The organism is Streptomyces parvus, from assembly GCF_014648875.1.
Classification (GTDB): domain Bacteria; phylum Actinomycetota; class Actinomycetes; order Streptomycetales; family Streptomycetaceae; genus Streptomyces; species Streptomyces parvus.
This window is the reverse complement of the sequence record NZ_BMRY01000005.1, coordinates 515,638-533,932: the sequence shown is the minus strand read 5'-3', so window position 1 is coordinate 533,932 and position 18,295 is coordinate 515,638. Positions and strand designations below refer to the sequence as shown.

The window sequence follows — 18,295 nt, the reverse complement described above, 5'->3', positions numbered from 1 at the left end:
TTGATTGGTTAAGGCTCCCAGTAGACGACTGGGTTGATAGGCCAGATGTGGAAGCCCGGTAACGGGTGGAGCTGACTGGTACTAATAGGCCGAGGGCTTGTCCTCAGTTGCTCGCGTCCACTGTGTTAGTTCTGAAATAATGAACAGCCGTGTAAACATCCGGTGTTCATAGTTTCATAGTGTTTCGGTGGTCATTGCGTTAGGGAAACGCCCGGTTACATTCCGAACCCGGAAGCTAAGCCTTTCAGCGCCGATGGTACTGCAGGGGGGACCCTGTGGGAGAGTAGGACGCCGCCGAACAATCATTGCGGGAAGCCCCGTGCCCTTGTGGCACGGGGCTTTTCTGCGTTCTGAACGTCTAGGGTCGGACCATGCGCTACGAACTGGTCATCTTCGACAACGACGGTGTGCTCGTCGACAGTGAGCCGATCGCCAACACCGTCCTCTCCGGCTATCTGACCGAACTCGGTCACCCCACCTCGTACGAGGATTCGCTCCGTGACTACATGGGGTCCGCCGTGCACCGGGTCCACGATCTCGTCGAGGAGCGGACCGGGCAGAAGCTGCCCGAGGACTTCGACACCACGCTCGCCACCCGCACGTTCGCCGCCTTCCAGGAGGAACTGGCGGCCGTCGACGGGGCGGAGGAGCTGCTGGGGAAGCTCGTCGCTGACGGGGTGGACTACTGCGTCGCCTCCTCCGGGAGCCACGAGCGGATCCGGGTCGGCCACCGCAGGACGGGGATCGACCAGTGGTTCGAGGAGGAGTGGATCTTCAGCTCGGAGGATGTCGGGCGGGGCAAGCCGGCGCCGGACCTGTTCCTGCACGCAGCCGCGCGCATGGGTGTCGCACCCGAGCGGTGCGTCGTCATCGAGGACAGCCCGCTCGGGGTCGAGGCGGCGCGGGCGGCCGGGATGGACGTGTACGGGTTCACCTCGATGGTGCCCGCCGACCGGCTCGTCGGAGTGACCGGGCACTTCTCGGACATGGCCCAGCTGCCCCAACTGCTCGCCTGAAGCCTCTCCTTCGGACACCGCCCGTCCGGAAACTGCTCGGCTGATCCATCTACCCATGGGTAGAGCCTGGCTCTACGCTCGCCGCCATGACTGATGCGGGCTTGCGGCACGGCAGGGCCTCCCTGGGGCTGAGCTTCGGTGTTCAAGGCGTGGCGTTCGCTCTTCTGGTGACGCGTATCCCCGCCATCCAGGACCAGTACGGGATATCCGACGGGCTGCTGCCCGTCTTCCTCGCCGCTGTCCCGATCCTGGCGGGGGCCGGCAGCGTGGTCACCGAGAAGGTGGTCGCGCGGGTGCGGCCGAGTGTCGTCCTGCGGTGGGCCCAGCCCCTCGTCCTCTTCGCTCTCCTCGGGGTGGGCGCCGGGCGGGAGCTGTGGCACGTCGCGGTCGCCCTGGGCGTGTTCGGGCTGGCCGTTGGGGCGCTCGACGCCTCCATGAACATGCTGGGCGTCAGCCTCCAACGCGCATACGGGCGGCCCATCATGACCGGCTTTCACGCCGCCTTCAGCCTCGGCGGGATCGCAGGGGCCACCCTGGCCTGGGCCGGGGCGCGGTGGGAGCTGTCGTTGCTCGCGTCCTATCTGCCCGTCGTCGCCGTGCTGCTGCCCGCCGCGCTGATCGGGAGCCGGTGGTACACGGAAGGGAAGCTCCCGGACGGCACGGAGGCCGGTGGCGGTGCCGGTTCGGGAAGTGCGGGCCGGGCGCTCTCGTTCAGGCTGTTGCTGCCGCTCTGCCTCATCATGACCTTCGCCTACATCGGGGACTCGACCGTCTCCAACTGGAGTGCCAAGTACCTCCAGGACGTGCTGGGCAGTTCGGAGCAGCTCGCGACCGTTCCGTACAACGTCTATATGGTGACGACCCTGCTGGGGCGTGCCGTGGGGGACCTCGGGGTGCGGCGGTTCGGTGCGGTCGCCGTGGTGCGGGGCGGGAGTCTGCTGGCGGCCGGCGGGTTCGCGGTCGTGGCGGTCGCGCCCGGGGCCTGGGTGGGGATGCTCGGGTTCACGATGCTCGGGTTCGGGCTCTGCGTGATCGTGCCGCAGACCTTCGCCGCTGCCGGGCGGATGTTCCCGGGGGACAGCGACGCTGCCGTGGCCCGGTTGAATATCTTCAACTATGTGGGGTTTCTGGTCGGTTCGCCGCTCGTGGGAGCTCTGGGGGATGCGTGGAGTTATCGCGGGGCCATGCTCGTACCGATGGTTCTGGTGCTGGCGACGCTGGTGTATGCCCGCGCGTTCGGGCCGGAGCCCGCCCGATACGGTGGCGGGCATGAGCGGCCGCGCACAGCTGATGTGGGATGACGCAGTTACGGGATACGACTTCGGGGACACCCACCCCATGGACCCCGTCCGGCTGGCCCTGACGATGGGGCTGGTGCGGGCGTTCGGGCTCGATGCGGCGGTGGATCTGCGGTCGGCGAGGCCCTTGGGGGACTCCAGCCTGAGACTCGTGCACCGGCAGGACTATGTGGCGGCGGTGCGGGCCGCCTCCGCGAATCCGCGGGACGCTGACCAGAGCTACGGGCTCGGGACCGTGGACGATCCGGCGTTCACCGGGATGCACGAGGCGTCCGCGCTGATCGCCGGGCTCTCCGTCGGGGCCGCTGAGGCCGTGTGGCGGGGCGAGACCGAGCACGCGGTGAACTTCACCGGGGGGCTGCATCACGCCATGCCCGGGTCCGCCGCCGGGTTCTGCGTCTACAACGACCCGGCCCTCGCCATCGCCCGGCTGCTGGAGCTCGGCGCGGAGCGGGTCGCGTACGTCGATGTGGACGTCCACCACGGGGACGGGGTGCAGGCCGCGTTCTGGGAGGACCCGCGCGTCCTGACGATCTCGCTGCACGAGCACCCCCGGACGCTCTTCCCGCAGACCGGGTGGCCGGAGGAGACCGGGGCCGGGGACGGCGAGGGTTCCGCGGTGAACGTGGCGCTGCCGGCCGGGACCGGGGACGAGGGGTGGCTGCGGGCCTTCCACGCGGTGGTGCCCGAGCTGCTGGCCGACTTCCGGCCCCAGGTGCTCGTCACCCAGCACGGGGCCGACACGCATTTCGAGGACCCGCTCGCCCACCTCGCCGTGTCGCTGGACGCGCAGCGGGCGGTCATGGAGTCCTGCCACCGGTTGGCCCACGACCATGCCGACGGGCGCTGGGTGGCCCTCGGCGGCGGTGGGTACGCGGTGGTGGACGTGGTGCCCCGGTCGTGGACGCACCTCGTGGGGATCGCTGCGCACGCCCCCGTCGATCCGGAGTCGGTGGTGCCACCCTCCTGGCGCGATCTCGTCTACGCCCGTACGCGGCAGCTGGGGCCCGGTCGGATGACCGACGGGCGTACGCCGTCGTGGAAGGCGTGGGAGGACGGGTACGACCCGGCGGACCGGCTGGACCAGGCGGTGCTGGCGTCCCGGAAGGCCGCCTTCCCGCTGCGGGGGCTGCTGACCTGAGGTGCGGCGGGGCTGCTGCCGGTCCGCGCCTCCCCTGTGCGCTCGCGCTGGGCATTGTGCCGTGCCGTTACGCCAACGGTGGGGCGTAACGGGATTCCCGCCCGCTCCGGCTCCGCGGTACGGCAGCATCCCTGGGGTGTTGAGCACCGGCGCGCTGCGCGCCCATCTGCTGGCGGCCCGGCTGGCCGGGCCCGTGGCCACGTCGCGCGAGACCAGTCTGCGCAGCTACCGGCTGTTCGCCGCCCGGGATCCGCGGGTGATGCTGGGGCTCGCGCCCGAGCGGGCCTGGGGGGAGGGTGAGCTGTTGCGGCTGATGGCGGACCGGTGCGGGGTCTCGGCCGATCCCGCGCATGTGAGCGGTCCCGACGCGATCGATCCGGACCGGACGGTGGCCGCGCTGGACGCGTTCGCCGAGCGGTTGGCGTTGGTGGCCGAGCGGCGGGCTCCGGTGCTGCTGGGGACCGGGCATCCGCACCGGCTGCTCGGTTTCTACGCCGGGCTGGCAGACGCTCTGTCGGCGGCGGGCTGTCCTGTTCTCACCCCTGCGCAGGGGCGATGTGTCGACATAACAACCCGGTTTGGCGTACGTACGTACCATCTCGACTACGTACGGGGTGTCGCCCTGGTGCGCGAACCCGGGGGGCGGCCCACCGGGGGTGAGACCGGCGCGCACACGCATTCGCCGCTTCCCGTGCGGCTCGCGCTCCAGGACGCGGCGGAGCGGCTCGGGGTGCTGCCCGAGCTGGTGATCGGGGATCACGGCTGGGTCTGCGGTGCAGGTCAGCTGGGGATCGAGGCGATCGGGCCGGCGGACACGGACGATCCGGCGCTGTTCGTGGGGGAGGCGGAGGGGCGCGTGTCCGTGGTCGTGCCGGTCGACGACGGCGTACGGGCGCCGTTCTACCGGCCGTTGACGCGCTATGTGCTCAATCGGGCCTGTCTGTCACAGTAAGCCGTCGATCGCCTCCCCTCTTCCCCACTCGCACCACCCGCCCCTAATCTGGTGAGTGAGCGCACAACGACGAAGAGTCACCGGAGGGGAAGCCGGTGCGCGTCCGGTGCGGAGGGACAGGTGGGTCATGGCTGCTGGCAGCGAGAGGCCTCTCAACGAGGTCAAGTTTCTGACCGTGGCGGAAGTCGCCTCGGTCATGCGAGTGTCGAAGATGACGGTGTACCGCTTGGTGCACAGCGGTCATCTGCCGGCGATCCGGGTGGGCAGGTCCTTCCGGGTACCGGAGCAAGCGGTTCACGCGTATCTCCGCGAGTCCTTCGTGGGGGTGGAATCAGCCTGAGGCCGGCCTGATGTCAGGCTGATGTCGGCCCCGGGTTGCCCGCGGATTACGTCCCTCGGACGGTGGCGGGTAGGCTAGGCCGACGTAGGTCGTGTGGGCCCAGACGCCCCGCACCAGTGAAGAAGAAGTGAGCGAGGGTAGTCGTGGGCTCTGTTATCAAGAAGCGGCGCAAGCGGATGGCCAAGAAGAAGCACCGCAAGCTGCTCAAGCGCACGCGCGTTCAGCGTCGCAACAAGAAGTAAGCGAACGCAGTTCGTGAGATCCGCAGCCCTCCCGCCGTCCCGGCGGGAGGGCTGCGGTGCGTTTCGGGGCATGGGGGCGTCACAGGGCGGCGTCCACCCGCTACGGTGACCGCCAGGGAAGTTACCGCGGGAAGCAGGGGAACAGGGAAGCAGGGTTCGGCTTCCCACGCCGACGGAAGGCGCTGGTCTTGGGGAAGGTCGTCCTCGTCACAGGAGTGGCCCGGCAGCTGGGGGGCCGCTTCGTCCGGCGCGTCCAGCGCGATCCCGGGGTGGACCGGGTGATCGCGGTCGACGCGGTCCCGCCCTCGCATCAGCTGGGCGACGCGGAGTTCGTCCGCGCCGACATCCGGCAGTCGGCCATAGCGCGGATCCTGGCGGAGTACGCCATCGACACGGTGGTCCACCTGGACGTCTCCGGCAAGGCGCTCGGCGCCGGCGGCCGGACGGCGATCAAGGAGACCAACGTCATCGGCACCATGCAGCTGCTCGGCGCCTGCCAGAAGTCGCCGACGGTGCAGCGGCTGGTGGTGAAGTCCAGCACGAGCGTGTACGGGTCGGCGCCCCGCGACCCCGCGGTGTTCACCGAGACCACCCCGCCCAAGTCGCTGCCCAGCGGTGGCTTCGCGAAGGACGCGGTGGAGGTCGAGGGGTACGTACGGGGCTTCGCCCGCCGCCGCCCGGACGTGGCGGTGTGCGTGCTGCGGTTCGCCAACATCCTGGGGCCGCACCCGGACTCGCCGCTCGCCGACTATCTGTCGCTGCCCGTCCTGCCGACCGTCTTCGGCTACGACCCGCGGCTCCAGTTCGTGCACGAGGACGATGTGATCGACGTCCTCGGGATCGCGGCGAGCGAGCCCCGGCGCGGAACGCTGAACAGCGGCACGTTCAACATCGCCGGCGACGGGGTGCTTCTGCTGTCGCAGTGCTCGCGGCGGCTGGGGAAGCCGACCGTTCCCGTGCTGCTGCCCGCCGTCACCTGGGTCGGCTCGGCGCTCCGTACGATCGGCATGACCGACTTCTCGCCGGAGCAGATCCGGCTGCTGACCCACGGCCGGGTGGTCTCGACGGTGCAGATGCGCGAGACCCTCGGTTTCCGGCCGGCGTTCACGACGGCGGAGACCTTCGCGGAGTTCGCGCGGAGCCGGGGGCCCGGGCTGCTGCCGCCGGAGACGGTGGGCGGGGTGGTGGACCGGCTGGCGGCGTTGCCGTTGCCGAAGGGCGCCGGACCGCGGGAGCGCGGTGCCGGTGCGGTACAGACGACTCACGGCGCCAGGTAGAGGAGCGCACCGACGATGGCGGATGCCAAGGTCATTCCGTTCGACGACGACCGTTCGCGGTCCGGTGGCGGTGCGCGTCCCGCGCGGCGCAGGACCGGGGCGGGCGGCAGCGGCCGGGGTGACGGCTCCGCCGCTCCGGTGAGCGCCCTGCCGGGGGCGCAGGTTCCCGGACAGGGCGACATCCCGTCCGACGCCCTGTCCGACCGGTCCCCGGGGGCCGGGGAGGCGGTCGGTGGGCCGGGGGAGCCGGGTCCGGACGAGGGCCGTTCGCCGGCCGGGGGCTGGGATCGGCGGATCGCGGGCGGGCTGGCGTTCCTGCGGCGGCGGGTCACCGGGGACTACGACGTCGACGAGTTCGGGTACGACCGGGAGCTCACCGACCAGGTCCTGATGTCGGCGCTGCGGCCGCTGGCGGACAAGTACTTCCGGGTCGAGGTGAAGGGCATCGAGAACATCCCGTCGGACGGCGGGGCGCTCATCGTGGCCAACCACTCCGGGACGCTGCCGCTGGACGGGCTGATGCTCCAGGTCGCGGTGCACGACAACCATCCGGCCGAGCGGCATCTGCGGCTGCTCGCCGCCGATCTGGTCTTCCATCTCCCGGTCGTCAACGAACTGGCGCGCAAGGCCGGTCACACGCTGGCCTGTGCGGAGGACGCGCAGCGGCTGCTGGAGATGGGCGAGATCGTCGGGGTGATGCCGGAGGGGTTCAAGGGCATCGGCAAGCCGTTCGGCGAGCGCTACAAGCTTCAGCGCTTCGGGCGCGGCGGGTTCGTGTCGACGGCGCTGCGGGCGGGCGCGCCGATCGTGCCGTGCTCGATCGTGGGGGCGGAGGAGATCTACCCGATGATCGGCAACGCCAAGACGCTGGCCAGGCTGCTGGGCTTCCCGTACTTCCCGATCACGCCGACGTTCCCGTGGCTGGGGCCGCTGGGGGCGTTGCCGCTGCCGACGAAGTGGACGATCCAGTTCGGTGAGCCGATCCCGACGGACGGCTATCCGCCGGAGGCGGCGGAGGATCCGATGCTGATGTTCAACCTGACGGACCAGGTGCGGGAGCAGATCCAGCACACGCTGTACAAGCTGCTGGTGCAGCGGCGGTCGGTCTTCTTCTGATCCCGCCCCCTCACGGATGAACCAGGACAAGGGGCCGGTACGCGGAATCGCGTACCGGCCCCTTGTCCTGTCCGTGTCGGCTTTACGGCCGGAGGTTCTCGCCGTCGATGCCGAGGCCCGGGAGGAGCCCCGGGAGGAGCGGGGGCAGGGTGACGTCCGGGGCGGCGGGTGCGCTCGGGCGGTTCTCGGAGGGCGGCGGGGTGAGCTCGTCGGTGGGGAGCTCGTCCAGCAGGCCGTCCGTGCCGCCGAGCAGGCCGTCGTCCGGGGTGGCGTCGGAGGAGCCCGACGAGCCGGAGGGCTTGGGGTCCGCGCTGCCGTCGGTGCGGTCTCCGGGCTTCTCGGGGGAGGCCGGAGGTGCGGTGGCGTCGGTGCGGGGGGAGTCCTTGCCCGGGGCGGTGGTGGTGTCGGAGCGGCCGGTGCCCCGGTCCTCGCCCGGGGGACGGGGGAGGAGGGACTGGAGCGGTGCGACTTCCTCGGCCATGGCGTCGAAGACGGAGGTGACCTCGTCGCGGACGTCGGTGAGCTGGACGGGCAGCCGGTCGCGGAGGCTGCTCCAGGTGTCGCGGTGCGAGCGGGAGAAGGTGTCCAGGGTCTGCATGGGGCCGATCGCTCCGTCGCGCTGGTAGGCGGAGCGGAGCAGGCGGTGGCCCTCGGAGGCGTCGTGGGACATGCCGTTGAGCGCGCGTCTGACGGCGCCGAGGGATTCGTGGTCGAGGCTGCCGGAGCGGCCGCGCTCCATGAGTCTGCGGGCCTCGCTGAGCCGGGTGGAGGCCTGGTCGAGATAGGCCTCGCCGCGGTCGGCGTCGCCCTTGGCCATGCCGAGGCTGATGTCCTCCATCCCGCGCTTGAGCCCGTACAGCGAATCACCGGGGAGGGCGTCGGAGCTGGCGGCGGCCACTCCGCCGAAGGCTCCCGCGGCGACGCCGACGGTGAGCCCGCCGGCGGTGAGCCCCTTCGCCCAGCGGGAGCGGGGTCGCAGTCTCCGCAGTGGTGAGGCCCGGTGGGCCCCCTTGCCCCGTTGCACGGGCACCGTAGGGCCCGTGGACGCGCCGCCCTCGGCGAACATGGCCTCCATGGCGGCGACGAGCTGGGCTCGCTGCACCACTTTGACCTCGGGGTCCAACTGCGGCTTCGGTAGCTCACCGAGGCCGTTCGCCAGGGCCAACAGCGGTCCGCGGTCGGCCTGGTCGGCCGGCTCCGCGGGCTCTGCGGCCGCCGCACCCTGGGGGGTCTGCTCCTCCAGGGCCTGGGCGAAGGCGTTCGCCCGCCGGTGTGCCGAAACGTTTGCGATCACTGGCGGCACCTCCTCTCGTCATGACGGTCGACTCCCCTGGCGGTCCGGAAGGTTGCGCACCTTGAGCGTTTCCACTCGATGGAGTGAGCGGAGACGGGCAGGTGGTGACGACAGGGGGCCTGCAACCGGCACAACGACGCGCGCGGCACTTGGGTTACGCACGAAAGATGATCGGACCAGTGCGTGACGGGACGGTCACGCAGGGGGCGTCGGGCGGGGGTCGTCGGGCGGGGTTCTCGGCGGGGAGGCGTCAGCGGGCGTCGTCCGGCAGGAGCCGGGCGAGCGTCCGCACGGCTCGGTACTGGAGGGTCTTGATCGCGCCCTCGTTCTTGCCCATCACGCGGGCGGTCTCGGCGACCGAGAGCCCTTGGAGGAACCGCAGGGTGACGCACTCCTGCTGCTGGGGGTTGAGTCGCCGGACGGCCTGGAGCAGCGCGGCGTTGGAGAGGGACTCCAGGACGGAGTCCTCGGGGCTGCGCGCCACCTCGTTGGCGTCGAGCATCTCGCCGGTGGTCACTTCGAGTCGGAAACGACTGGATTTGAAGTGGTCGGCGACCAGGTTGCGAGCGATGGTGACCAGCCAGGCGCCGAAATCGCGGCCCTGCCAGGTGAACGTGGAGATACGGCGCAGCGCGCGGAGGAAGGTCTCGCTGGTGAGGTCCTCCGCGGTCGCCTTGCCGCCCACGCGGTAGTAGATGTACCGGTACACGGTGTCGCTGTACTGGTCGTACAGGCGGCCGAAGGCGTCCGCCTCACCGGCCTGTGCGCGCTCGACGAGATCCATCATGCGCGCGCTGTCGCTGTCGGCCGTGGGGCGGCGGACGGTCGACGTGGTGGTCGAGGCAGCGCGGGTGCTGCGTCTTCCGACCGCCGCACTGCGTTCGGCCAGGGCGTAGCAGGGGCCGGCAGGTGCAGGGGTGGCAAATGCGGGGACGGCGTACGCGGTGGGGACGAAGCCGCGCAAGCGGTCAATGACCGATGCACGCAGCGTAGCCAGGCCCGAGGCGTCAACCCCGACGTGTGGGTACACGGGACTCCCAGAGGCAGAGCTTCCATCACGAGCAGTTCGAAAATCGTCACCCGTGGTAGCGAGTGACGGTCTCCGTGATGCGTCTGAGGAGAATAACGCTTCGTGCAGGCAGCGCTACACCCAGTTGTCTAAATCACCGGTTCCGTCGCTTCTCTTATCGCTAAGTGACGCATCAAGTAGCACATGGTGACCGTTTATTGATCGGATTACTTCGTGATCTGCCTATGGGGACGACGGGTTGTGGCCGTGCGTCGACGATCCGGCTGGCCGGAGGGGGCGTCGGCGCGGTCGGCGAAACTGCTTTCGACCGGCGGCACGGCTTCGGGCGTGGCTGCGCCCCGTGACCGGACGGGGCGGGCGGCACGGGGCGCGGTGAGGGGAGTGGGTCAGCGGCGGCGGCGGTGCAGGGCGAGCGCGGCGGCCGTGCCGCCCGCGAGCGCGCCGACCCCGGCGGCGGCCGGGATGCCGACCTTGGCCGCCTTGCGGCCGGTGCGGTAGTCGCGCAGCCGCCAGTCGCGGGCGCGGGCGTACTTGCGGAGCTTGGTGTCCGGGTTGATCGCGTAGGGATGGCCGACCAGCGAGAGCATCGGGATGTCGTTGTGCGAGTCGCTGTAGGCGGCGCAGCGGTCCAGGTCGAGGTCCTCGGCGGCGGCCAGGGCCCGGACGGCCTCGGCCTTGGCGGGGCCGTGCAGCGGTTCGCCGACCAGGCGGCCGGTGTAGACGCCGTCGACCGATTCGGCGACGGTGCCGAGCGCGCCGGTCAGGCCGAGGCGGCGGGCGATGATGGTGGCGGTCTCCACGGGCGCGGCGGTGACCAGCCAGACCTTCTGTCCGGCGTCCAGGTGGGCCTGGGCCAGGGCGCGGGTGCCGGGCCAGATGCGGTCGGCCATGTACTCGTCGTAGATCTCCTCGCCGATGGACATCAGCTCGGAGACGCGGTGGCCCTTGACGATGGACAGGGCGCTGTCGCGGGCGTCCTGCATGTGCTCGGGGTCCTCGACGCCGGCCAGCCGGAACCACGCCTGCTGCCAGGCGAACCGGGTGAGTTCGCGGCGTTCGAAGAACTTGCGCTTGTAGAGGCCGCGGCCGAAGTGGAAGATCGCGGCGCCCTGCATCACGGTGTTGTCGAGGTCGAAGAAGGCGGCGGCGCGGACGTCCCCGGCGACCGGGAACGCGGGCTCCTCGGGCGCCTCTTCGGGGGTCGCGGTCAGCAGGGCGGCATCGTCGTCGGCGGCCGAGGTCTTGCGTGCGGCCTCGGCGGCGGCCTCGCCTGCCAGGACGCTGCGCGCAGTCGCGGAGCGCCTACGGGGGGTGAGCCATCCAAGAGCGGCCATGCGGTGAGCATAGCCAGTCCGTCCGTACGTGCCCGACCTGCCGTGATGCGGTGGCGTGAACGCTTCGGGGCGGAATGGTGAATCGGTCGATTCCGGGCAGTCCCGGAGACGGGTCGCGCAGGCCCGGGAAGCGGGCGCGGCAGGCGCAGAATGAAGGCATGAGTCCTCTGCTGCGACGTACGAAGAAGAAGCCCGCCGAGCGGGTGGTCACGCTGGTCGGGAAGCCGGGCTGCCATCTGTGCGAGGACGCGCGGGCGGTGGTGGGCGCGGTCTGCGAGGAGACCGGTGCGTCGTGGGTGGAGAAGGACATCACCGAGGACGAGGAGCTGTACAAGGAGTACTGGGAGCAGATTCCGGTGGTGCTGATCGATGGCGAACAGCACACGTTCTGGCGCGTGGACCCGGCCAGGCTGCGCAAGGCGCTGGGTGCGGACCCGAAACCCGGTTAACATTGCGGGCGTTTTGAGTGGCCTCGGGGGCGTAGTTGTGAGGAGTGTGTACCGCTTTGCCCCCTTCGAGGCTGCAACGGGCCGTTGCGGTCCCTGGTTCCGGGATCGCGCGGGAAATGCGCGTGACCCCGGTCACTTTGACCGGACAAAACGGACACAATCTTTGTGCACGCGTTCACAAAGACATAGCCTGCATTCGACGGGGCGGTCTTGGGACATACGGCCGCCTGCAGCCCCGCTCATCCCGCAGGAGCACCGTGGCAACTGGCCGAACTCACCGACCGGCGACCCGTAGCCGAGGAATTCCCGAGGCCACCGTCGCCCGACTTCCGTTGTATCTGCGCGCCCTGACCGCGCTCTCCGAGCGATCGGTCCCCACGGTCTCCTCCGAGGAGCTGGCCACGGCGGCCGGCGTCAACTCGGCGAAGCTGCGCAAGGACTTCAGCTACCTGGGGTCCTACGGCACCCGGGGTGTCGGTTACGACGTCGAGTATCTCGTCTACCAGATCTCCCGTGAGCTCGGGCTCACCCAGGACTGGCCGGTCGCGATCGTCGGTATCGGTAACCTCGGCGCGGCCCTCGCCAACTACGGCGGCTTCGCCTCCCGCGGCTTCCGCGTCGCGGCGCTGATCGACGCCGACCCCGCCATGGCCGGTACGCCGGTGGCCGGGATCGCCGTCCAGCACACGGACGACCTCGACCGGATCATCAGCGAGAACGGCGTGTCCATCGGTGTGATCACCACCCCGCCCGGCGCCGCCCAGCAGGTCTGCGACCGGCTCGTCGCCGCCGGTGTGACCTCCATCCTGAACTTCGCGCCGACCGTCCTGTCGGTGCCCGAGGGCGTCGACGTACGCAAGGTCGACCTCTCCATCGAGCTCCAGATCCTCGCGTTCCACGAGCAGCGCAAGGCGGGCGAGGACGCCACCGCCGAGGACGAGGGCGCGCCCCCGATGCGCGCCACGCCCGCCGGCCGGAAAGGACCCGACGGGGACATGCCCGCCGTGATGCCCGCATGAGCCTCCTCGTCGTCGGACTGAGCCACCGCAGCGCCCCCGTCTCCGTACTGGAGCGGGCGTCCCTCGCTGCCGACACCCAGGCCAAGCTGCTCCAGGACACCCTCGCCGCGGAACCCGCGACCGAGGCCGCCGTGCTGGCCACCTGCAACCGCATCGAGCTGTACGCGGACGTGGACAAGTTCCACGCGGGCGTCGCCGAGCTCTCCACCCTGCTCGCCCAGCACAGCGGCGTCGGTCTGGAGGAGCTCACTCCGTATCTCTATGTGCACTACGAGGACCGGGCCGTCCACCACCTGTTCTCGGTGGCCTGCGGGCTCGACTCGATGGTCGTCGGCGAGGGCCAGATCCTCGGCCAGATCAAGGACGCGCTCGCGCGCGGCCAGGAGCTGCACACCGCCGGACGGCTGCTGAACGACCTCTTCCAGCAGGCCCTGCGGGTCGGCAAGCGCGCCCACAGCGAGACCGGGATCGACCGGGCCGGGCAGTCGCTCGTCACCTTCGGGCTCCAGCAGCTCGCCGCCGGCGCCGACCCCGAGTGCTGGGCCCGCGGCAAGCGCGCCCTGGTCATCGGCGCCGGATCGATGTCCTCGCTGGCCGCCGCGACCCTCGCCCGCACCGGCTGCGCCGAGGTCGTCGTCGCCAACCGGACCCGCTCCCGCGCGGACCGCCTGGTGGAGATCCTCCAGCAGGGCGACGACACCGCCGTGCGCGCCCGCGCCGTCGAGATGTCCGCGGTGGGCGACGAACTGACACGTGCCGACGTCGTGGTCTCCTGCACCGGCTCCACCGGACTCGTGCTCACCGCCGACGCCCTCGCCGACGCCCTCGGCGTCACCCTGGACGCCGCGCCCGAGGCACCGGCGGTCACCGCCGTCGCCCCCGCCCCGGACGACGTCGACCAGCACGCCGCCTGGGTGGAGAACGGTTCCGCCGCCTCCGCCGCGCACGCCGGTCCGGTGACCGCGCCGCGCCGGGTCACCGTGCCCGCGCAGTCCACCGGCCCCGTCCGGCTCGCCCTGCTCGACCTCGCCATGCCGCGCGACATCGACGGCGCCGCCCACCGCATCGCCGGGGTGCGCCTCGTCGACATCGAGTCGCTCGCCGAGGCGTCCGCCGACGCCCCGATGGCCGCCGACGTGGACCGGGTCCGCACGATCGTCTCCGACGAGGTGGCCGCCTTCGGCGCCGCCCAGCGCGCCGCGCACGTCGCCCCGACCGTGGTCGCCCTGCGCACCATGGCCGCCGACGTGGTCGCCGGCGAGATCGCGCGACTGGACGGCCGCCTCCCCGACCTGGACGAGAAGCAGCGCGCCGAGATCACCCAGACGGTGCGCCGCGTCGTCGACAAGCTCCTGCACGCGCCCACCGTGCGGGTCAAGCAGCTCGCCAGCGAGCCCGGCGGCGCCGGGTACGCGGACGCGCTGCGAGAACTCTTCGACCTCGACCCGCAGACGGTGGCCGCCGTCTCCCGGGCCGACCTGAACGACCCGAATAGAGGGCGGTCATGACCGACAACTCATCGCCGGACGCGCGGAGCGCCGCGCCGCTCCGGCTGGGCACCCGGCGCTCCAAGCTCGCCATGGCCCAGTCCGGGCTCGTCGCCGAGGCGGTCCGCGAGGTGACCGGGCGCGCCGTCGAGCTCGTCGAGATCACCACGTACGGGGACACCTCCCGCGAGCACCTGGCGCAGATCGGCGGCACCGGCGTCTTCGTCGCCGCCCTGCGCGAGGCGCTCCTGCGCGGCGAGGTGGACTTCGCCGTCCACTCGCTCAAGGACCTGCCGACCAGCCAGCCCGACGACCTCGTGCTGGCCGCCGTGCCGCAGCGCGAGGACCCGCGCGACGCGCTCGTCGCGCGGGACGGGCTGACCTTCGAGCAGCTGCCCGAAGGCGCCCGCATCGGCACCGGTTCGCCGCGCCGCATGGCGCAGCTCAACGCGTACGCCCGTTCCCACGGACTGCGGATCGAGACCGTCCCCATCCGGGGCAACGTCGACACGCGGATCGGGTTCGTGCGGAACGGCGAGCTCGACGCGGTGGTCCTCGCCGCCGCCGGGCTCAGCCGTCTCGGCCGGACCGGTGAGGTGACCGACTTCCTTGCGGTCGACACCGTCCTGCCCGCTCCCGGCCAGGGAGCACTGGCGATCGAGTGCGCCGCGTCCAGCGCCGACCTCGCCGCCGCACTCGCCGAGCTCGACGACCCGTACACCCGGGTCGCCGTGACCGCCGAGCGCGCCCTGCTCGCCGCCCTGGAGGCCGGCTGCTCCGCACCCGTGGGTGCGCTGGCCGACGTCCTGGCCGACGGGCATGTTGTCAACGAACTGCGCCTGCGCGGAGTCGTCGGTTCCACCGACGGTTCCTCGCTGGTACAGCTGTCCACCACCGGTCCCGTCCCCACGTCGCACGACGACGCGGCGGCCCTCGGTCGCGAACTCGCGTCCGAGATGCTCGCCAAGGGTGCGGCCGGTCTTATGGGGGAGCGAGCACTTTGAGCCCCACCGGCCCCGCCGCATCCGACTTTCCGGCCCTGTCCGCCCAAGGCCAGGTCACCTTCCTCGGCGCCGGTCCCGGCGACCCGGGACTGCTGACTCTGCGCGCTGTCGAAGCGCTCGCGAGCGCGGACGTCCTTGTCGCCGAGCCCGATGTGCTCGACGTCGTGCGCAGCCATGCGCGGGAAGGCGTGAGCACGCCTGAGCTGACGCTTGTTGACGTCTCGTCAACAAGCGCTGGTGTACCCGTTCTCAGGGATGCGGCCAATCTTGTCATGGAGGCCGCGAAGGGCGGCAGGCGGGTGGTTCGTGCTGTCGCGGGCGATCCGGGTCTGGACGGCGACGCGGGCGCGGAGATGCTCGCCTGCGCCGCCGCCGGGGTGCCCTTCGAGGTGGTCCCGGGGATCGCGAACGCCGTCGGCGTGCCCGCGTACGCCGGGGTGCCGCTGCGTGACGAGCAGGGCGCGGACGTTCGCTTCGTCGACGCCCGTACGGCCTCCGACCGGTGCTGGAGCGAGGTCGGCGCGAGCGACGCGACCGCCGTCGTCTCCACCACGCTGGACTCGGTGGCGGCCGCCGCCGGTGAGCTCGTCTCGGCGGGCCGCAAGCCCGACACCCCGCTCACCGTGACGATCGCGGGCACCACCACCCGCCAGCGCACCTGGACGGCGACCCTCGGGACGATCGCCCAGACCCTCAAGCAGGCCAAGGTGCTCCCCTCGCCCGAGGGCCACCGGCCGGTCATAGCCGTGGTCGGAGAGCGCAGCTCCGCCGCCCAGCGCGACCAGCTCGCGTGGTTCGAGTCCAAGCCGCTGTTCGGCTGGAGGGTGCTCGTCCCGCGTACCAAGGAGCAGGCCGCGTCGCTCTCCGACCAGCTGCGTTCCTACGGTGCGGTGCCGCACGAGGTCCCGACGATCGCCGTCGAGCCGCCGCGTACGCCCCAGCAGATGGAGCGCGCGGTCAAGGGCCTGGTCACCGGGCGCTACGAGTGGATCGCCTTCACCAGCGTGAACGCCGTCAAGGCGGTCCGGGAGAAGTTCGAGGAGTACGGTCTCGACGCCCGTGCCTTCGCCGGGATCAAGGTCGCCGCCGTCGGCGAGCAGACCGCCGCCGCGCTGATCGACTTCGGCGTCAAGCCGGACCTGGTGCCCTCCGGCGAGCAGTCCGCCGCCGGGCTGCTGGAGGACTGGCCGCCCTACGACCCGGTCTTCGACCCGATCGACCGGGTGTTCCTGCCGCGCGCCGACATCGCCACCGAGACCCTGGTGGCCGGGCTCATCGAGCTGGGCTGGGAGGTCGACGACGTCACCGCGTACCGCACGGTCCGCGCCTCGCCGCCGCCGGCCGACACCCGCGAGGCGATCAAGGGCGGCGGCTTCGACGCGGTCCTGTTCACCTCGTCCTCGACCGTCCGGAACCTGGTCGGCATCGCGGGCAAGCCGCACAACGTGACCGTCATCGCGTGTATCGGCCCGGCCACCGCGAAGACCGCCGAGGAGCACGGCCTGCGGGTCGACGTGCTGTCCCCCGAGCCGTCGGTGCACAAGCTCGCCGAGGCGCTCGCCGCCTTCGGCGCGCAGCGCCGGGACGCGGCGAAGGAGGCCGGCGACCCGGTGACCCGGCCGAGCGAGCGGCGCCCCGGTGCGCGCAGGCGCCGGACGACGACGTAGTGGTTACGTGAACGGTGGGCCCGGTCGCTTCGGCGGCCGGGCCCACCGTCTTTCCCGGCACCGGTGTCGGCAAGACCGTGCTGCGTACGGGGCTATCGTCGAAGGATGACTGCGTACGCAAACTTCCCCGGCTCCCGCCCCCGGCGGCTGCGGACGACCCCGACGATGCGGCGGATGGTCGCCGAGACCCGGCTCCACCCCGCGAACCTGATCCTCCCCGCGTTCGTGCGGGAGGGCATCGACGCCCCGGTCGCCGTCTCGGCCATGCCCGGCGTGCACCAGCACACCCTGGACACTCTGCGGAAGGCGGCCGTCGAGGCGGTGGAGGCCGGGGTCTCGGGGATCATGCTCTTCGGGGTGCCGGAGGACGGGAAGAAGGACGCCAGGGGCACGGCGGGCACCGACCCGGACGGGATCCTCCAGGTCGCTCTGCGTGCCGTGCGCGAGGAGGTCGGCGACGACCTCATTGTCATGTCGGACCTGTGCCTGGACGAGTTCACCGACCACGGCCACTGCGGGGTCCTGACGGCGGACGGCCGGGTGGACAACGACGCGACCCTGGAGCGGTACGCGGAGATGGCCCAGGTCCAGGCGGACGCCGGGGCCCATGTGGTGGGCCCCAGCGGGATGATGGACGGTCAGGTCGGCGTGATCCGGGACGCCCTGGACCAGACCGGCCACGAGGACGTGTCGATCCTCGCCTACACCGTGAAGTACAGCTCCGCCTTCTACGGGCCCTTCCGCGAGGCCGTCGGCTCCTCGCTGACCGGCGACCGCAAGACCTACCAGCAGGACCCGGCCAACGCCCGCGAGTCGCTGCGGGAGCTGGCGCTGGACCTGGCGGAGGGCGCGGACATGGTCATGGTGAAGCCCGCCGGACCGTATCTGGACATCCTCGCCAAGGTCGCGGAGTCCACGGACGTGCCGGTCGCGGCGTACCAGATCAGCGGCGAGTACGCGATGATCGAGGCCGCCGCCGAGAAGGGCTGGATCGACCGGGACAAGGCGATCCTGGAGAGCCTGACCGGGATCCGGCGGGCCGGGGCGCAGATGATCCTCACCTACTGGGCGACCGAGGCGGCCCGGTGGCTCGGACGCGGCAGGGGCTGAGCCTCCGCCGGAGGTGGCAGGGGCTGAGCCCCCGCGTGATCACGGCCCACCCGCTCCGGTCTCCTGGAGCCGGTGGGCCTCCTTGATGGAGAAGCGGGCGCTGTCCCGGACGAGCGGGTCCTCGTCGGCCCGCGCGGTGGTGTCCAGGACCGTGGCGACGACCGGGTCGTCGGTGTAGGGCGCCAGCGACATCGCCGCGTACTGCCGGACCAGGTCCTCCGCCGGATCACGCAGCGCGGTGAGCAGGGCGCGGCCCGCTTCGTGGCGCAGGGCGGGGTCCGCCGGGGGCCACAGGCGCAGGACGGTGGCGCTCTCGACCCGGGCGAGGTCGTATTCGCCCGGGTCCGCGACGACCGAGACGAGGAACGGCAGCGCCTGGGCGTTGGCGTCCAGTTCGGTGATGATCTCCCGCTTGCGGTCGCTGCCGGCGGGCAGCGCACGGAATTCGGCTATCAGGCGCTCTGCGGCTTCGGCCGCGGAAGCGGCTTCCGTCGTGGTCGTGAGGTTCGTGTCGTTCAT

18 protein-coding genes and 2 rRNA genes are annotated in these 18,295 nt (G+C 71.4%); 16 read left to right on the top strand and 4 right to left on the bottom strand.

Annotation, left to right across the window (positions count from 1 at the left end; translation table 11 throughout):
• The 10 genes from IE140_RS19255 to IE140_RS19210 form a co-directional block, all read left to right on the top strand.
• A 23S ribosomal RNA gene (locus IE140_RS19255) occupies positions 1-105 on the top strand; the annotation flags it as partial.
• Between the two features lie 78 nt (positions 106-183).
• A 5S ribosomal RNA gene (gene rrf, locus IE140_RS19250) occupies positions 184-300 on the top strand.
• A gap of 71 nt (positions 301-371) precedes the next feature.
• Entirely contained in the window at positions 372-1,016 is a 645-nt protein-coding gene (locus IE140_RS19245; RefSeq protein ID WP_150198064.1) for an HAD family hydrolase, read from the top strand.
• Positions 1,017-1,102: 86 nt separating this feature from the next.
• Entirely contained in the window at positions 1,103-2,317 is a 1,215-nt protein-coding gene (locus IE140_RS19240) for an MFS transporter (RefSeq protein WP_150198066.1), read from the top strand.
• On the top strand, positions 2,286-3,455 hold the full coding sequence (locus IE140_RS19235; protein ID WP_093438935.1) for an acetoin utilization protein AcuC: 1,170 nt from the start codon (positions 2,286-2,288) through the stop codon (positions 3,453-3,455). The genes IE140_RS19240 and IE140_RS19235 overlap by 32 nt, the downstream gene beginning before the upstream one ends.
• Positions 3,456-3,591: 136 nt before the next feature.
• Entirely contained in the window at positions 3,592-4,407 is an 816-nt protein-coding gene (locus IE140_RS19230; protein WP_006125468.1) for a phosphatase, read from the top strand.
• A gap of 127 nt (positions 4,408-4,534) precedes the next feature.
• Positions 4,535-4,747 (top strand): helix-turn-helix domain-containing protein, encoded by a 213-nt coding sequence (locus tag IE140_RS19225; protein ID WP_003968329.1) that lies wholly within the window; start codon positions 4,535-4,537, stop codon positions 4,745-4,747.
• A 143-nt stretch (positions 4,748-4,890) separates the two neighbouring features.
• Positions 4,891-4,989: a 30S ribosomal protein bS22 gene (locus IE140_RS19220; protein ID WP_003948845.1), complete on the top strand. Its 99-nt coding sequence runs from the start codon at positions 4,891-4,893 to the stop codon at positions 4,987-4,989.
• 188 nt (positions 4,990-5,177) lie between these two features.
• Positions 5,178-6,266 (top strand): NAD-dependent epimerase/dehydratase family protein, encoded by a 1,089-nt coding sequence (locus IE140_RS19215; RefSeq protein ID WP_150198068.1) that lies wholly within the window; start codon positions 5,178-5,180, stop codon positions 6,264-6,266.
• Positions 6,267-6,281: 15 nt separating this feature from the next.
• Positions 6,282-7,382 (top strand): lysophospholipid acyltransferase family protein, encoded by a 1,101-nt coding sequence (locus IE140_RS19210; RefSeq protein ID WP_109179066.1) that lies wholly within the window; start codon positions 6,282-6,284, stop codon positions 7,380-7,382.
• An 82-nt stretch (positions 7,383-7,464) separates the two neighbouring features.
• Here the strand turns inward: IE140_RS19210 and IE140_RS19205 are convergent, their stop codons facing one another.
• The 3 genes from IE140_RS19205 to IE140_RS19195 form a co-directional block, all read right to left on the bottom strand.
• Positions 7,465-8,676, bottom strand: coding sequence for a DUF5667 domain-containing protein (locus IE140_RS19205; protein ID WP_032783038.1), 1,212 nt, complete (start codon positions 8,674-8,676; stop codon positions 7,465-7,467).
• 250 nt (positions 8,677-8,926) lie between these two features.
• A complete protein-coding gene (locus tag IE140_RS19200) occupies positions 8,927-9,706 on the bottom strand; it encodes an ECF subfamily RNA polymerase sigma factor, BldN family (RefSeq protein ID WP_032766607.1) in 780 nt (259 codons plus the stop codon).
• A gap of 386 nt (positions 9,707-10,092) precedes the next feature.
• Complete coding sequence (locus IE140_RS19195) at positions 10,093-11,040, bottom strand: HAD family hydrolase (protein ID WP_032766608.1); 948 nt, start codon at positions 11,038-11,040, stop codon at positions 10,093-10,095.
• A 158-nt stretch (positions 11,041-11,198) separates the two neighbouring features.
• On the opposite strand from IE140_RS19195, the gene IE140_RS19190 reads away from it, so the two are divergent.
• From IE140_RS19190 to hemB, 6 genes are all read left to right on the top strand, one after another.
• The gene (locus tag IE140_RS19190; RefSeq protein WP_150196754.1) at positions 11,199-11,489 is read left to right on the top strand and encodes a glutaredoxin family protein; all 291 of its coding nucleotides are present in this window, start codon (positions 11,199-11,201) and stop codon (positions 11,487-11,489) included.
• Positions 11,490-11,746: 257 nt separating this feature from the next.
• Entirely contained in the window at positions 11,747-12,508 is a 762-nt protein-coding gene (locus IE140_RS19185; RefSeq protein WP_006125458.1) for a redox-sensing transcriptional repressor Rex, read from the top strand.
• Positions 12,505-14,016, top strand: coding sequence for a glutamyl-tRNA reductase (locus IE140_RS19180; protein WP_093438942.1), 1,512 nt, complete (start codon positions 12,505-12,507; stop codon positions 14,014-14,016). The genes IE140_RS19185 and IE140_RS19180 overlap by 4 nt, the downstream gene beginning before the upstream one ends.
• Entirely contained in the window at positions 14,013-14,999 is a 987-nt protein-coding gene (hemC, locus tag IE140_RS19175) for a hydroxymethylbilane synthase (protein ID WP_150196753.1), read from the top strand. Before IE140_RS19180 ends, hemC begins: the two co-directional genes overlap by 4 nt.
• Positions 14,996-16,666, top strand: coding sequence for a bifunctional uroporphyrinogen-III C-methyltransferase/uroporphyrinogen-III synthase (locus IE140_RS19170; RefSeq protein ID WP_093438947.1), 1,671 nt, complete (start codon positions 14,996-14,998; stop codon positions 16,664-16,666). The genes hemC and IE140_RS19170 overlap by 4 nt, the downstream gene beginning before the upstream one ends.
• 105 nt (positions 16,667-16,771) lie before the next feature.
• On the top strand, positions 16,772-17,776 hold the full coding sequence (gene hemB / locus IE140_RS19165; RefSeq protein WP_150196752.1) for a porphobilinogen synthase: 1,005 nt from the start codon (positions 16,772-16,774) through the stop codon (positions 17,774-17,776).
• Between the two features lie 39 nt (positions 17,777-17,815).
• On the opposite strand, the gene IE140_RS19160 is transcribed toward hemB, so the two are convergent.
• Positions 17,816-18,295 carry a hypothetical protein gene (locus IE140_RS19160; protein WP_010071155.1) on the bottom strand — a complete coding sequence of 160 codons (480 nt, stop codon included), beginning with the start codon at positions 18,293-18,295 and terminating at the stop codon, positions 17,816-17,818.

Excerpts from the sequence above, each read along its gene's own strand:
- IE140_RS19245 (WP_150198064.1), top strand. The coding sequence starts at position 372 with ATGCGCTACGAACTGGTCATCTTCGACAACGACGGTGTGCTCGTCGAC.
- IE140_RS19240 (WP_150198066.1), top strand. The coding sequence starts at position 1,103 with ATGACTGATGCGGGCTTGCGGCACGGCAGGGCCTCCCTGGGGCTGAGC.
- IE140_RS19235 (WP_093438935.1), top strand. The coding sequence starts at position 2,286 with ATGAGCGGCCGCGCACAGCTGATGTGGGATGACGCAGTTACGGGATAC.
- IE140_RS19225 (WP_003968329.1), top strand. The coding sequence starts at position 4,535 with ATGGCTGCTGGCAGCGAGAGGCCTCTCAACGAGGTCAAGTTTCTGACC.
- IE140_RS19210 (WP_109179066.1), top strand. The coding sequence starts at position 6,282 with ATGGCGGATGCCAAGGTCATTCCGTTCGACGACGACCGTTCGCGGTCC.
- IE140_RS19195 (WP_032766608.1), bottom strand. The coding sequence starts at position 11,040 with ATGGCCGCTCTTGGATGGCTCACCCCCCGTAGGCGCTCCGCGACTGCG.
- IE140_RS19190 (WP_150196754.1), top strand. The coding sequence starts at position 11,199 with ATGAGTCCTCTGCTGCGACGTACGAAGAAGAAGCCCGCCGAGCGGGTG.
- IE140_RS19180 (WP_093438942.1), top strand. The coding sequence starts at position 12,505 with ATGAGCCTCCTCGTCGTCGGACTGAGCCACCGCAGCGCCCCCGTCTCC.
- hemC (WP_150196753.1), top strand. The coding sequence starts at position 14,013 with ATGACCGACAACTCATCGCCGGACGCGCGGAGCGCCGCGCCGCTCCGG.
- hemB (WP_150196752.1), top strand. The coding sequence starts at position 16,772 with ATGACTGCGTACGCAAACTTCCCCGGCTCCCGCCCCCGGCGGCTGCGG.
- IE140_RS19160 (WP_010071155.1), bottom strand. The coding sequence starts at position 18,295 with ATGAACGACACGAACCTCACGACCACGACGGAAGCCGCTTCCGCGGCC.